Source organism: Barnesiella sp. (assembly GCF_022723415.1).
GTDB lineage: Bacteria > Bacteroidota > Bacteroidia > Bacteroidales > Barnesiellaceae > Barnesiella > Barnesiella intestinihominis.
Window position 1 is genome coordinate 20415 of record NZ_JAIJHU010000017.1, and the last position, 13809, is coordinate 34223.

9 protein-coding genes are annotated in these 13809 nt (G+C 44.0%); 6 read left to right on the plus strand and 3 right to left on the minus strand.

The window, feature by feature from the left end; genetic code table 11:
• Nucleotides 1-195: 195 nt before the first annotated feature.
• The 3 genes from QVD32_RS05205 to QVD32_RS05215 all read right to left on the minus strand — a co-directional run bounded on the left by QVD32_RS05205 (nucleotide 196) and on the right by QVD32_RS05215 (nucleotide 3194).
• The gene (locus QVD32_RS05205; RefSeq protein ID WP_021892724.1) at nucleotides 196-693 is read right to left on the minus strand and encodes an outer membrane beta-barrel protein; all 498 of its coding nucleotides are present in this window, start codon (nucleotides 691-693) and stop codon (nucleotides 196-198) included.
• A 157-nt stretch (nucleotides 694-850) separates the two neighbouring features.
• Nucleotides 851-1486 carry a DUF4923 family protein gene (locus QVD32_RS05210; protein ID WP_118687303.1) on the minus strand — a complete coding sequence of 212 codons (636 nt, stop codon included), beginning with the start codon at nucleotides 1484-1486 and terminating at the stop codon, nucleotides 851-853.
• Between the two features lie 385 nt (nucleotides 1487-1871).
• Complete coding sequence (locus tag QVD32_RS05215; RefSeq protein WP_118687304.1) at nucleotides 1872-3194, minus strand: UDP-glucose dehydrogenase family protein; 1323 nt, start codon at nucleotides 3192-3194, stop codon at nucleotides 1872-1874.
• A 776-nt stretch (nucleotides 3195-3970) separates the two neighbouring features.
• Between QVD32_RS05215 and QVD32_RS05220 the strand changes: the two genes are divergently transcribed.
• From QVD32_RS05220 to QVD32_RS05245, 6 genes are read left to right on the plus strand one after another with little or no spacing between them, the layout of a single operon-like run.
• On the plus strand, nucleotides 3971-6571 hold the full coding sequence (locus tag QVD32_RS05220; RefSeq protein ID WP_021892727.1) for a DUF4493 domain-containing protein: 2601 nt from the start codon (nucleotides 3971-3973) through the stop codon (nucleotides 6569-6571).
• Between the two features lie 13 nt (nucleotides 6572-6584).
• On the plus strand, nucleotides 6585-7862 hold the full coding sequence (locus QVD32_RS05225; protein WP_021892728.1) for a DUF4493 domain-containing protein: 1278 nt from the start codon (nucleotides 6585-6587) through the stop codon (nucleotides 7860-7862).
• 1 nt (nucleotide 7863) lies between these two features.
• Entirely contained in the window at nucleotides 7864-9972 is a 2109-nt protein-coding gene (locus tag QVD32_RS05230; protein WP_118687306.1) for a PCMD domain-containing protein, read from the plus strand.
• On the plus strand, nucleotides 9965-10702 hold the full coding sequence (locus QVD32_RS05235; RefSeq protein WP_008861532.1) for a hypothetical protein: 738 nt from the start codon (nucleotides 9965-9967) through the stop codon (nucleotides 10700-10702). The genes QVD32_RS05230 and QVD32_RS05235 overlap by 8 nt, the downstream gene beginning before the upstream one ends.
• On the plus strand, nucleotides 10699-11553 hold the full coding sequence (locus tag QVD32_RS05240; RefSeq protein ID WP_021892730.1) for a hypothetical protein: 855 nt from the start codon (nucleotides 10699-10701) through the stop codon (nucleotides 11551-11553). The genes QVD32_RS05235 and QVD32_RS05240 overlap by 4 nt, the downstream gene beginning before the upstream one ends.
• Before the next feature lie 7 nt (nucleotides 11554-11560).
• The gene (locus tag QVD32_RS05245; protein WP_021892731.1) at nucleotides 11561-13129 is read left to right on the plus strand and encodes a PCMD domain-containing protein; all 1569 of its coding nucleotides are present in this window, start codon (nucleotides 11561-11563) and stop codon (nucleotides 13127-13129) included.
• Nucleotides 13130-13809: the final 680 nt, after the last annotated feature.

Sequence of the window (13809 nt, forward strand, 5' to 3'; positions counted from 1 at the left end):
AATACCCGCAAGGAGAAGAGCTCAAATTCTACAATCACCCTATACACTCCCTCTACATCGCTGACCTATCCCAATTTGCCATCTCGTAAAAAAAGAAGTTCGGCAATACCTTCTCACCTTACAATTCTACCGAAAAGAATAAAAAAAACCGTCCGATAAAAATCGGACGGTCGAAATATCGATTCGTTTCAAATATTAAAAACAATAATACAAGCTGAGACTTATCTCATTGCCGCTCAAAGACAAGCCCGACACGCTGCTTCCGTTATATTTAGTACGATATCCCAGAAAGCCGTAATGAGCTACCAAAGAGAAATTATCGGTCAAATTAAAAGATATACCCGGCTTAAAGCCAATTTCAAAACCGGTATCCGAATCCGCCCCTTTATACTTTTGAGTAGAAATACCGAAACCACCATCTACCAACAAACCTACGAAATCTTTCTTCCAAAAATTCCAACGGGCATACGGAGCGATATAAAACGAATTGAAATTGTCCATATGAGTATAACCTATCATACCGGCAACCGTCCAAGTATCGTTAAATGCATAACCGAATTCAGGAGCGATTGTAATCATGGTATTTTCCGATGCATCATCGTAAAGTAACCCCAATTGACCACCCACAAAATACTGAGCATTGGCTGCTAACACACCAAACACAAGAGCTAAGGTTAAAACTAATTTCTTCATTTTATTTATTTTTTAGTTTATAATATGGAACAAAGGTAATCATTCGACAAAAAGATCGGTCTTCTATTTTCCCGTTTTTTTTCTTTTTGTGTTAAAATATAATAAAATAAGGAGGGAGTTTAAAACTCCCTCCTTATTTTATTATACTATGATTTTCTTATTTCACTAGTTCAAACCCCATCAATACACCCTCATACTCATCGAGCAATCCACCGACACTTTTCAATGTAGAACTCTGAGACTTCGATGCAATAGTAGTCAATACCTTCACGAATCGATCCACATCGAAAAGCATTTCCAACGTATTGCCATTCTTGTTTATAACGGCATCCATAACCATTATAGGAATGTAACCACCCACGGCAGTAAATGTAACCACGAATCTTCCGCTCTCTTCGTCTTTAACAATATGACCGTTCAATTTCGCATTACCATATTTCATTACAAAAGTAGTATCGGCAAAAGCGAATGAAACCCGCGAAGGCGTGATACCGGCCTTTGTATAGTAGGTCGCCAACTTTGTTTTCAAAGATGCAGCCACGACCTCACCTCCCGCCGATTTCAAGAAATCGCTGCTTTCGAACTTACAAGCAGGAGCCGAATATTTCCACGTCCCGGCTAAATCGGCAACCGTCAACGAAGCATCTGTACCGGCAATAGCACTCACAACCTTATTCACTGTCGATGAATTCAGTATGTCTCCAAGCCCACCCAACGAAAGCTGAGCTTTCACAGAGGTAAAAAACAAACACCAACAGCATACGATAGATAATCTGCACACCCATTTTTTCATAATAAAATCTCTTTACAACATTATTTATTTACAAAAACAATACATCTCGAAACAATCTAATCTCACTTACCGATATCGAGTTCTGTTCCATTGCAAAGATACGCTCCAAACAATTAAAGTGTTCCTCAAAAACAGATTTTCGACAAAAAAAATTAAAAATAAGACAAATCACGATAAAAGCACGACCACATTGAACCAAAACACTCCTATATCGTTATTATAGACAGAAAGGGAGCTCCGGAGGATTCCCGAAACCGTAACGGTAAAAGGAGGAGCAGCCATTACGAAGAAGGATATTCCTCTCAGCCCCTTTCTATTATAAAAAGACAGGTATCCGCCCCGGGATAGGGCGCATACCTGTCTTACTTTTTTATCGGATCAGTCCTTAAACCGTCGGACGACCTATACTATAATAAGCAAATCCCAACTCTTTCATCTCAGACGGATCATAAATATTACGACCGTCGAATATCACAGGTGATTTCATAGACCGGATAACCGTTTTCCAATCCGGCAAACGAAACTCTTTCCATTCCGTTACAATCAACAAAGCATCCACATCGGCAACCGCTTCATAAATATTCTCGGCATATTCCACCTTATTCCCTATCCGCCGCCTGCATTCCGGCATAGCCACCGGGTCATATACCTTTACATGAGCTCCTGCATCACATAACTTATCGATCAATATCAAAGCCGGAGCTTCGCGCATATCGTCGGTCTCCGGTTTAAAGGAAAGCCCCCACACGGCAAATTTTCGTCCCGATATTTTCCCGTCGAAATAGCGGAGCAATCGGTGATAAAGCAATTCCTTTTGCGACTCGTTCACCCGTTCGACAGCTTTCAAAATCTGCATATCGCAATCATTCTCTTCCGCCGTCTTTATCAAAGCCTTCACATCTTTCGGGAAACAAGAGCCCCCATATCCACAACCGGCATACAAGAAGCGGCTGCCGATACGATCGTCGGCTCCGATACCTTTGCGCACAGCTCCTACATCGGCTCCCACCTCGTCGCACAATAACGCAATTTCGTTCATAAAGCTGATACGAGTCGCCAGCATAGCGTTAGCCGCATATTTAATCATCTCCGCCGAAGGAATATCGGTAATAATAATCCTGTACTTGTTGATCATGAAGGGCTTGTAGAGTTTTTGCATCAAAGCCTCCGCCCGCTTGCTTTCGACCCCAACGACCACACGGTCGGGACGCATAAAATCGGCTATCGCATTCCCCTCTTTCAAAAATTCGGGATTGGAAGCCACATCGAAGTCAATCTTTTCACCCCTCTTATCCAACTCGCTCTGTATAGCCGCTTTCACTTTTCGGGCAGTCCCCACCGGAACCGTACTCTTGGTAACGACAACAAGATAATCGGTCATATACCGACCCACACTATGAGCCACATCGAGCACATATCTCAAATCGGCCGATCCGTCTTCGTCAGGAGGAGTACCCACCGCACTGAACAAGATTTCCACCCCGTCGAGACAAGCCGATAGATCGGTGGCGAACCGCAAACGTCCGGCTTTCATATTCCTGATAACCATCTCGTCGAGCCCCGGCTCGTAAATAGGTATATCGCCACGCTCTATACGAGCTATTTTCTCGGCATCTATATCCACACAGACGACGTCCACTCCTATCTCGGCGAAACAAGTTCCCGTAACCAAGCCCACATAGCCTGTACCTACTACCGCTATTTTCATATATTCCAATTTTTTATCGCCCCTCTCCCACCGTTCGTCTTTAACGAGATAGTGGGGAGTACTCGCAGAGCGAGAGGTTTAAAAATAAACTTGACTATCTTCACATTTTGCAAAGATAGTACAAGCCGAGAACAAAATGAACAAGTACAAACGATCTTTTTTTAACCCCTCTCCTCCGGAACTTTGTTCCTTCGGTCTCTCCCCCTATACTGCTAACGCAGCACCCCGCAACATTGCGGGGTATTTATAATACAATTATATAGGTAGAATGCACGAAAAGGTTAGAATATAAAAACAGAGTTACCCACATTCCTCCCCTGCCGTGCTCCGCAGCATTACGGGGGGTCGCAAAGCAATAGGGGGGGAATACATCTCAACCTCCTCCCTGCCGTGTCCCGTAGTATTACGGGGTGTTTTTGCACAGCAAAATATAGGGGAGGTGGCCGAAGGACGGAGGGGTTAAAAAAGCTATCTTTACGTATAAAAATACAGAATAAATTTAAATACTATGAAATAAAAAATAATCGATTTTTTACAAAATCCGACCCTAAAAAAATATTAGCAAATTCCCCGGATTTTGTAGCCCAAAACTCCTATATCTCCTTAATTTATATTATTATACTTAACAAAACTTTCTATTGACTGTTTCATCTAAGAAAAAAATTTATACCTTTGAACCGATTTTCATTTGTGCAAATAAGAGTATTTACACAATGAAGCCGCTCATAAAGAGTTTATTAATATCTCTTTATAGGTGAAATAAAAATAAAATAAGCATGAAATTAAAAAAAATTTTCCTGTATAGCGCAACCATGCTATTGTTAGTATCATGCGCAAATGAGGATAAGCAAGGGTCTTCCGGATACGGTGCAATCAACGTACAAGTTTCAGCCGACTATAAAGTAGTTCCTGTAACTCGCTCCACAGCAGAATCAGCCTCGACAATCGAAAATCCCGATGTAAGCGAATTTGCTTTGAAACTAGTCTCTTCCGACGGTAGTTTTTCTCGGGCATGGGATAGTTTGGCCGATTTCGACCCGGCTACCAAAATACCGGTCGGAGCCTATACGATGAGTGCCTTTTACGGAGATATCGATATAGAAGGATTCGAAAAGCCGTTCTATCTCGGAGAAACCCCGGTAGCCGTGCGTGACCGGGAAAATAGTTCGGTAGAAATCAACTGTACATTGGCTAATGTAAAAGTAACCGTCGAGTATTCCGACGCTTTCAAAAAATACTTTGCCGATTATTCGACCACCATTCACTCTACCGGAGGAGAATACATCGAATTTTCTAAAACCGAGACGAGAGCAGCCTACGTAAAACCCGGGAAAATCACGATTCAGACCCACTTGAAAAAACAAAATGGGATCGAATCTACTTTCGAACCGGCAGCCATACCCAACGCAACCGCGCGTCAACACTACAAAATCAAACTCGACATCAGCGACAACAACGCCGGTGAAGCACAACTCAACATCAGTTTCGACGAGACAACCGAAACACAACCTATCAAAATAGACATATCCGATGAAGTAATGGTAGCTCCGGCTCCCTCTTTCCTCCTGTCTGGTTTTGAATCCGGTGTTCCGGTTGAAGCAAAAGAATTTAATTATCCGGCCGACAAAAACGTAAATATATCTCTCACGGCCAAAGGAGGATTAGCCGGGTGTACCCTTACGACCTCCTCCCGTAGCCTCGAAAGCAAAGGGTGGCCGCAAGAAATCGACCTCATAAATATGAGTGAAGACCAAGCAGAAATACTCCGTCGATTAGGGTTGAAAATCAAGGGATTCTCCGAAGTTGGAAATAAAATGGGATTCATCGACTTCACCGAACTATTCACACAATTACAAATTATCGGCAATAGCGATCAACACATGTTCACTATTTCGGCAAAAGACTTGTACGGAAAAGTTAGTGAATCGCCTATTTCTTTATCGGTGAAAAACCTTCCTTTAACATTCACCCTACAAGAACCCGAAGCCGTTTTTGTGGGTAGCTCTTCGGCCATAATTCCGGTATTATACGATGGGTCCGATATCGATTTGGTTCAATTCAGTTACCTTAACGCCGAAGGCCACAAAGTAAATTGTACCTCGACAGTTCTATCGGCCGAGGAAAATCTATATCAAGTTAAAATATCCGTCGAAGCCACAAACAAACCGATAGAAATAGAAGCCTCTCTATCCGGTGGATTAAAGACGGCTGCGACTTCCATTTCTGTTCTCACGCCCGAATTCACGATATCAGCCGAAGAATACGACGTTTGGGCAAAAAAAGCGATCGTTAAACTCACAGCCGCCGATCCGCAATACCAAGATGCGGTGAACCGCTATGCTGTACTTTATACCAACAGTACCGGACAATGGGTCCAAGCCGCCTCTACGCACGAAGACGATGTACACACCCTCACGGGATTGTCCCCCGACACACGTTACCAGATAAAAGGGACTTGCAACAACGAACAAGAAAATGTCAATTATCACGGAGATTGTACAATACGGACAGAAACAACAGCCGGCGTACCTAACGGAAATTTTGAAGAACTCACACAGACAATATCGATACAAGATATGAATCAAGGGGGTAAGTATTCCGTTTGGCCTGTGGATTATCAAAACACTTGCAGCTTTACAATTCAAGAACCCACCGGTTGGAGCAGTGTAAATGCAAAGACCTGTAACACTTCCGCGGCAAATCAAATGTCATGGTTTGTAATTCCCTCAACGTATAATACGACTCTGTCTTGGAGCTCATATCGCAGTTTTGGAATGAGCACACAAACACCCGATATTTACAAAGGCCTTTCCGCACAAGACGGAAACAATGCAATGGTAATACGCAATGTTGCATGGGATGCTAATGGAACCACACCCAGCAAAACAGGAGGAGCTTTTAATACGACTTATTACAATACGAATGTTCCCTCTATGAGCAATCGTTCTGCTGGTAAATTATTTTTAGGCAGTTACTCCTATTCCGGTAATTCCGAATCTTATAACGAAGGAACCTCTTTTTCATCTCGACCTTCGACGATGAAAGGGTGGTATAAATACACTCCCGATAATAACGATGTCTCTGAAACCGGAGTGATCTCGGTAACATTGTTAAATGGAGAAACGGTACTCGCATCCGGGACTATTAACCTTACGGCAGCATCAGACTATACCGAATTTACAGTTCCATTGGTTTACACCGTTACCGACAAAAAAGCCAATCTGTTGAAAATAATGATTACGTCGTCCAATCATGCTTCCTATTCACAAAGTGAAGAAACCGCAACGATAAAAACGACCGACTACTACTCCCAATACGAATCCAATTCGAGGGGAGCGACTCTGACAATAGATAACTTAAATTTCATTTATGAATAAACTACATAGCGATATGAAAAAGATATTTTACATAGCTCTGACCATAGTCTTGGGACTGGCAGGCACATCTTGCGACCGTGAGAAACTCACCTACGACTCCGAACCCGGAGAAATTTCAGGGAAAACCGGGACTCTCGATCTTTCTTCTTTCGATGCCATACCCAATAATGACATAAAAGAAACCGAGAAAAAACCGGTAAGCCGAGCTGTCGACACAGGCGACTTTACAGTACAGATATTCCGCGCGGATAACGGTAGTGAAACGCTCGAAAAGGATTGGAAATACAGCGAAACACCCGAAATAGTTACACTGAACGTCGGTAATTATAATTTAAAAGTATTTTCCCACGAAGTTCGACCGTCCGAATGGGAAAAACCCTATTACTATGCAGATAAAACTTTTTCTATCGAAGAAAGCAGAGTGACACAAATCGATACGCTCGTATGTACCCTCCAAAATATAAAAGTCACGGTTTCCTACTCCGAGGATTTAAAAACACTGATGGGTGAAGATTGCAAAGTATCGGTCACCGTTGGAGAAGGAGCTCTCGATTTTATGAAAAAAGAATCTCGTGCCGGTTATTTTCGGTCCGACGAAGAGAGCAATTTGCTTATCGCCACCTTCTCCGGTACGATCGACGGTTATGAAGAAGTCAATCGCATACAGGTAGATAATGTAAAAGCCGGCGAATGGCGTAAAATACATTACGATATCAAACGACCCGAACCGGGAAGCGAGACAGGAGGCGTCACACCGTCGGTTACGCTCGATGCCTCATGCGAAATAATCGACCATTTCGGGAATGTCACGATAGACGAAGAAGTTATTGAGGACCCCAATCCCATCGACCCCGGCACAGACCCTGACCCGGATCCCGATCCCCAACCTACCGATGCTCCGAAAATTACGAGCTCGACTATAAAATTAGGGACTCCGGTCACTGTAACCGAGGGATTACAAGTAAGCGTAGATATTACAAGCTCCGATAAGAACGGACTTACAGGACTTGTAGTCGATATAGAATCGCCGACATTGACTCCCGACGAACTTGCAGGTATGGGATTGGCTTCGCATCTCGATTTGGTAAATCCGGGCGACTTGAAAACAGCCATCGAAGGATTGGGATTCCCCACCGGATCGAACGTCTTGAACCAATCGAAAGTAACCTTCGACATCAGCGACTTTATGCCGTTATTAGGATTATTGGGCGCAGGGACTCACAACTTTATCATAAAGGCTACCGACGCGCAAGGAACGACAACAGAAACATTAATACTCGTAACAGAATAATATGAAACGCTATATAAAAACATACTTTACTTGCGGACTGCTCCTTGTAGGACTGCTATCGGCTTGTAAAGAAGAAGACATGACCCTCGGCGAAGGATCGGTAAGGCTGAACGTAAAAGTTTCCGACGAGGTGGCTGTCGTTTCCCGTGCTATCGACCCGGGCATATACGCCTCCATGCAAACCCGCATATACAGCAGTAAAGGGCTCATTCGTTATTACGATAGAGAAAATCTCATGCCCGATATACTGAACTTGGCAAGCGGACAGTATCATGTCTTTGTAATAGCCGGAGATTCTGTCCCGGCGGCATTCGATACCCCCTATTATACAGGATCGGCCGACTTCGCCGTCCAAAGCGGAGAAACTACCTCGGCCGAAGTGAAATGTACTATTGCAAATACGTTGGCGACGGTTGCGTTCTCGCCCGAGTTAGCAAACGTTGTAACCGACTATAAAGTAAAAATATTTACTACGACCGGCGAGCTCTCATTTACAGAATCTACCGTAGATTCCGTAGGATACTATATGCTCAACGGGAAAGACCGCAGCTTGGCATGGAGTTTCGAAGGGAAAAAAACAGACGGTAAAAACTATACCCAATCGGGAGTTGTCGAAAACGTAGTTAAAGCGACGAAATACGCATTCACATTCAGCTATAACGCCGACAACGCAGCGACCGGAGGTACATTCATCGACGTCAAAGTAAATGAATCGACCGTAGACTCCACCCATAATGTAGTGATTACACAACGTCCGCAAATTGTCGGAGACAAATTCGATATAACCCAACCGCTTTATTACGAAACGAACAGCGGAAAAGAAGCTGCGATTTGGGTGAATGCCGCGACCAAATTGAAAAATGTAAAACTTTCTTGTGAAAAATTCCCCTCCTTAGGACTCTCGGCCGATTCCATCGATTTCCTGTCGGCCCCCGAAGACATCATCACGGAATTTCAAGTCAAAGGCATCGGAGCAAAACACATCTATCAAGAAGATAAAGACCTTTCGAACGCAAAAATCACTCTGTCCGAGAACTTTGTAAAATCGCTCCCCGACGGAGAATATATCTTCACGATAAAAGCCGTCGATACAAATGAAAAAGAAAATACACAGGTTTTGACGATAGTCGTATCCGATGCCATAGTCGTTACGGAAGCCCCGGCAAGATCCAGTATCTGGGCAAAGAAAGCCACGCTATCAGGGACTTTGGTAAAAGAAACATCGGAAACTCTCTCTTTCCAATATCGCAAATCCGGTTCGCAAGAATGGATATCCGTTCCTGCCGTCCTGTCGGGAACAAGTATGTCTGCCGAGGTAACGCAACTCGAACCGGGAACGACATACGAATATCAAGCCGTTGCAGGAACACAAGCCTCGGTAAAAACGATAACGTTCACTACCGAAGAAGCGACGACACTGCCCAACAGCAGTTTCGAAGATTGGCATACCCCGGACAAAGCAATGGTAATATACCCGCAAGGAGGGGAAATGTTTTGGGATAGCGGGAACCACGGTTCTGCGACGATGAATAAAAACGTGACTACACCCGACGAGACCTACAAACACAGCGGTAAATACTCTGTTAAATTACAATCTCAATTCGTTGGTATCATGGGTATTGGCAAATTTGCTGCCGGAAACCTGTTCACCGGACAGTTTATCGGAAGAGACGGTACGAACGGTATCCTCGATTTCGGACGAACATTTACCTCGCGACCGTCCAAACTTCGCGGATATATTAAATACACGCCGGGAACCGTAGACTATTCCGAAACAGATGCTCTTACAAATGGCGCGACAGATATAGGCATTGTCTATATCGCACTTGGAGACTGGGATGCCCCGGTACGTATCACGACAAAAGATAAAAACTTGTTCGATAAAAATGACGAAAAAATAATCGCCTATGGCGAACAAGAATTAACAACCCAGACACAAGGTCAAGACGGTGGTCTCTTGGAGTTTGAAATTCCGCTCGATTACCGTTCTCTTACCCGTATTCCCAGCTACATTGTAATCGTGGCCTCTGCCAGCAAATACGGAGACTACTTTACAGGTAGCACGGGTAGTACCATGTGGCTCGACGATTTAGAATTGATTTATGAATAAACTCATCTCTGCGATATGCTCATCTCTGCTTTTGGGGGTAAGCCTTACTACGGTTCACGCTCAGGAGTTCGACCGAGGTATTGTACTAAATACATTCATACCCAAAGGACAATGGGTAGTAGGTAATTCCATATCCTATTCCGAATATAGCAACGACAACTACCAGTTCCTCGTCATCGAAAACATGGACGGTATAGGCTACACATTCAAAGTGAGCCCCATGTTTTGCTACATCGTCAAAGATAATTTGGGATTGGGAGGTCGGTTTGCCTATGAACGAAGCCTGACGAAACTCGACAATGCCTCCATCAAAATAGGCGACGATCTCAACTTCGACATGGACAACGTGTATAGTCTGAGCCACTCCTATTCGGGAATGGCGATCATGCGTAACTACATCAGTATCGGGAACAGTAGCCGCTTCGGACTTTTCAATGAACTGCAACTCTCTTTGGGTGGTGGAGAATCGAAAATGGTAAACGGGTCGGGAGAATCTCTCACAGGAACATTCGAGCGTTCGTTCAACTTCAATATCGGAATAGCGCCGGGGCTCATGGCATTTCTCAATGACTACACAGCCATCGAGGTAAACGTCGGCTTATTAGGTTTTAATTACAGTCATGTCAAACAGACCACCGACCAAGTTTATACCGGTAAACGGTCTCAAAACATGGCAAACTTCAAAGTCAACATCTTTTCTTTGGGTTTAGGTATCGCTTTTTATTTATGAAAAACTTAAAATACATATTGATTTTAATAGGAATACTCATTCCCGGGCAAATATTGCTTCATGCCGAAGTGCAAGATTCGACAACCGTCATTCCCGAGACAGCAACCATCGTTCCGAGAAACACTTCTGTCGCCACGTCCGAGCCCGATACGATCGCCGAAAAACACGGGCTCAGCAGAAAAAAATACAAACGGGGATTGAAAAACTATCTGCTCATTCCCCAAAAGCAATGGATCGCAGGTTTGACTCTCTCGCACGGAGAATTCGACAGTAAAGACAATAACCTCCTGATCTTCATCAAAGATTTTAATTTCAAAGGCAACATAACTACCCTGAACCCATTCGTAGGCTATTTCATCAAAGACAACGAATGTATAGGTATAAAACTCGGATACAGTCATTTAAGTGCAAACTTAGACAATTTGGATATAGACATCGACGACGATATGCAATTCAATTTGGGCGATATACGTTATTTAGGCGAGACCTTCTCGGCCGCTCTGTTCCATAGGGCATATATCGGAATCGACAAAAACAAGCGCTTCGGCTTCTTCAACGAAACGGAATTAGCCTTTTCAAGCGGTTCGAACCGCTTTGTAAGAGGGAGCGACGAGTCATTGAAAAATACCAAAACAACGACATCTGAAATCAAATTGGGGTTAAATCCGGGATTCTGCGTATTTATCATGAACAACATCAGTACCAGTGTTTCGTTCGGAGTAGCCGGATTACGATACGGAACGATCAAACAAACGACGAATAACGAAGAAACCGGAAGTCGTAGATCGAGCGGAGCCGATTTCAAAATAAACTTGTTCAACATCAACATTGGCATGTGCCTGCACATATAGAAGTAAAATGAAACGAAACGATATACACATCATATACTCTCTTTTATGTACACTCCTCTTATCGGCTTGTATTAAGAACGATATTCCCTACCCTCGCATCAAAGCGCAGATATTAGGGATCTCCGCCGACGGACAAATCGGTACAGCCGCTATCGACAACGACAAACGCATGGTAACGATGGAATTGTCCGATACGGTCGATTTGCGACGAGTACATATCGAAACCCTCGATCTCACCGAAGGAGCCGTATCCGATCTTCCTTCCGATTCGATTATCGACCTCTCCAAAAGTTACACGTTGACCCTCTCCATCTATCAAGACTACACATGGACGATAAATGCCACCCAAAATATCGAAAGAAGTTTCAGAGTAGAGGGACAAATAGGAGCACCGGTATTCGATGCCCATAATCACAGAGCCATTGCCTATGTCAACAAAGACATCGATTTAGCAAACATAAAAATCACCGAACTCGTTTTAGGTCCTCAGGGAATAACCTCATATTCTCCCGAAAAAGAAAAACTCACCGATTTCTCTTTGGGATACCAAAAAGTCATTATCGTATACCACGGTATTATGGAAGAATGGACCCTATATATCGTACCATCTGAATCCGAAATATCTACCGACGGGGTCGATGCTTGGACGAATGTTGCTTGGCTGCACGGTAGCGGAAAAGAAGATGCCGAAAATGGATTCGAAATAAAAGAAGCGACAGCCGGCACATGGGAAAAAGTCCCCGACGAATACGTCACACACGATAAAGGAAGTTTCACCGCTCGCATGATACATTTGAAAGCCAACACGACCTATGTATGCCGAGCCGTATCTGGTGACTTGACAGGGAACGAAATAACATTTACGACCGGAAGCGCAGCCGAACTTCCCAACGGAAGTTTTGATGATTGGAACAAAGTAGGGAAAATCTGGAATCCATGGGCCGAAGGAAGCGAAAACTTCTGGGATACAGGCAATAAAGGAGCCACCACATTGGGTGACAGCAATACACAACCCACCGACGACACTTGGTCGGGAACCGGACAAGCGGCTAAATTAGCGACCAAGTTTGTAGGAATAGGTTCCATCGGGAAACTGGCTGCCGGGAATATGTACACGGGAAATTACCTCCGTACAGAAGGAACCAACGGAGTGCTCAACTTCGGAAAACAATTTACCCAACGCCCCACACGGCTAAAAGGATATTTCAAATACACCTCGGTCGAGATAAACAAATCGAACGACGAGATGAAATATCTTATCGGACAACCCGATACCTGCCAAATCTTCATAGCACTCGGGGATTGGAGCGAACCGGTCGAGATACGCACAAAACCAAGTGACCGCAAACTATTCGATAAAAACGATCCGCATATTATCGCTTATGCCGATATGTACAGCGGAAAATCCGTAACCGAATACACACCGTTCACTCTTGAACTCGAATATCGAGATACCGACCGGATTCCCACCTATATCGTAGTAGTAGCATCAGCTAGTAAATATGGCGACTATTTCACCGGGGGTGACGGTAGCGTACTCTTCTTAGACGATTTCACGCTCGAATACGATTACTGATTTCGGCGATTTCCGGTGAATCCGAAAGCCGAAAAAGGGAAAAAACCATATCTGACACTCCGCCTCTACTTCGAGGCCGATAGGAAATTTCGTATGATTTTTGCAGATAAGGCTATAAGATTTCTCTTGGCAAACAAGAATCCCACCACCTTCGCCCCTGCCCTATCCCGCAACATTACGGGGTGTTTCCGTAAGCGAATATAGGGGGAGTGCCCGCAGGGCGAGAGGGTTAAAACGAAAATATCTCATCTTCGACGAGCAGAGGGAGAGTAGGTGTTAAATAGCTCCCGTTCGCCACATAAAAATACTAGACCATAAAGGAAAAAGAATTTCCCTCCTCCCTATATTCTGAAAATAAGAAAGTCGACTCTTAGAATAAGGATTTATGTCCCACTATTGGGAAGATATTTTAAACCTCCTCCCTGTGTTTTGTACAGCGAAATATAGGGGAGGTGTCCGAAGGACGGAGGGGTTGAAAAACAGTATAGCAACGTTGTTGTAAGATTTCTATACTCCTCCCCCCCTGCCGTGCCCCGTAGCATTGCGGAGTGTCACAAAACAGCATGGGAAAAAGGCAGCTTTTCAATCCTCCTCCCCTGTGTTTTGCACAGCGAAATATAGGGGAGGTGTCCGAAGGACGGAGGGGTTAAAAAACAGTATAGCAACGTTGTTGTAAAGTT

Bases quoted from the DNA above. Each gene is read 5' to 3' on its own strand.
- QVD32_RS05205 (WP_021892724.1), bottom strand. From the start codon at position 693: ATGAAGAAATTAGTTTTAACCTTAGCTCTTGTGTTTGGTGTGTTAGCA.
- QVD32_RS05210 (WP_118687303.1), bottom strand. From the start codon at position 1,486: ATGAAAAAATGGGTGTGCAGATTATCTATCGTATGCTGTTGGTGTTTG.
- QVD32_RS05215 (WP_118687304.1), bottom strand. From the start codon at position 3,194: ATGAAAATAGCGGTAGTAGGTACAGGCTATGTGGGCTTGGTTACGGGA.
- QVD32_RS05220 (WP_021892727.1), top strand. From the start codon at position 3,971: ATGAAATTAAAAAAAATTTTCCTGTATAGCGCAACCATGCTATTGTTA.
- QVD32_RS05225 (WP_021892728.1), top strand. From the start codon at position 6,585: ATGAAAAAGATATTTTACATAGCTCTGACCATAGTCTTGGGACTGGCA.
- QVD32_RS05230 (WP_118687306.1), top strand. From the start codon at position 7,864: ATGAAACGCTATATAAAAACATACTTTACTTGCGGACTGCTCCTTGTA.
- QVD32_RS05235 (WP_008861532.1), top strand. From the start codon at position 9,965: ATGAATAAACTCATCTCTGCGATATGCTCATCTCTGCTTTTGGGGGTA.
- QVD32_RS05240 (WP_021892730.1), top strand. From the start codon at position 10,699: ATGAAAAACTTAAAATACATATTGATTTTAATAGGAATACTCATTCCC.
- QVD32_RS05245 (WP_021892731.1), top strand. From the start codon at position 11,561: ATGAAACGAAACGATATACACATCATATACTCTCTTTTATGTACACTC.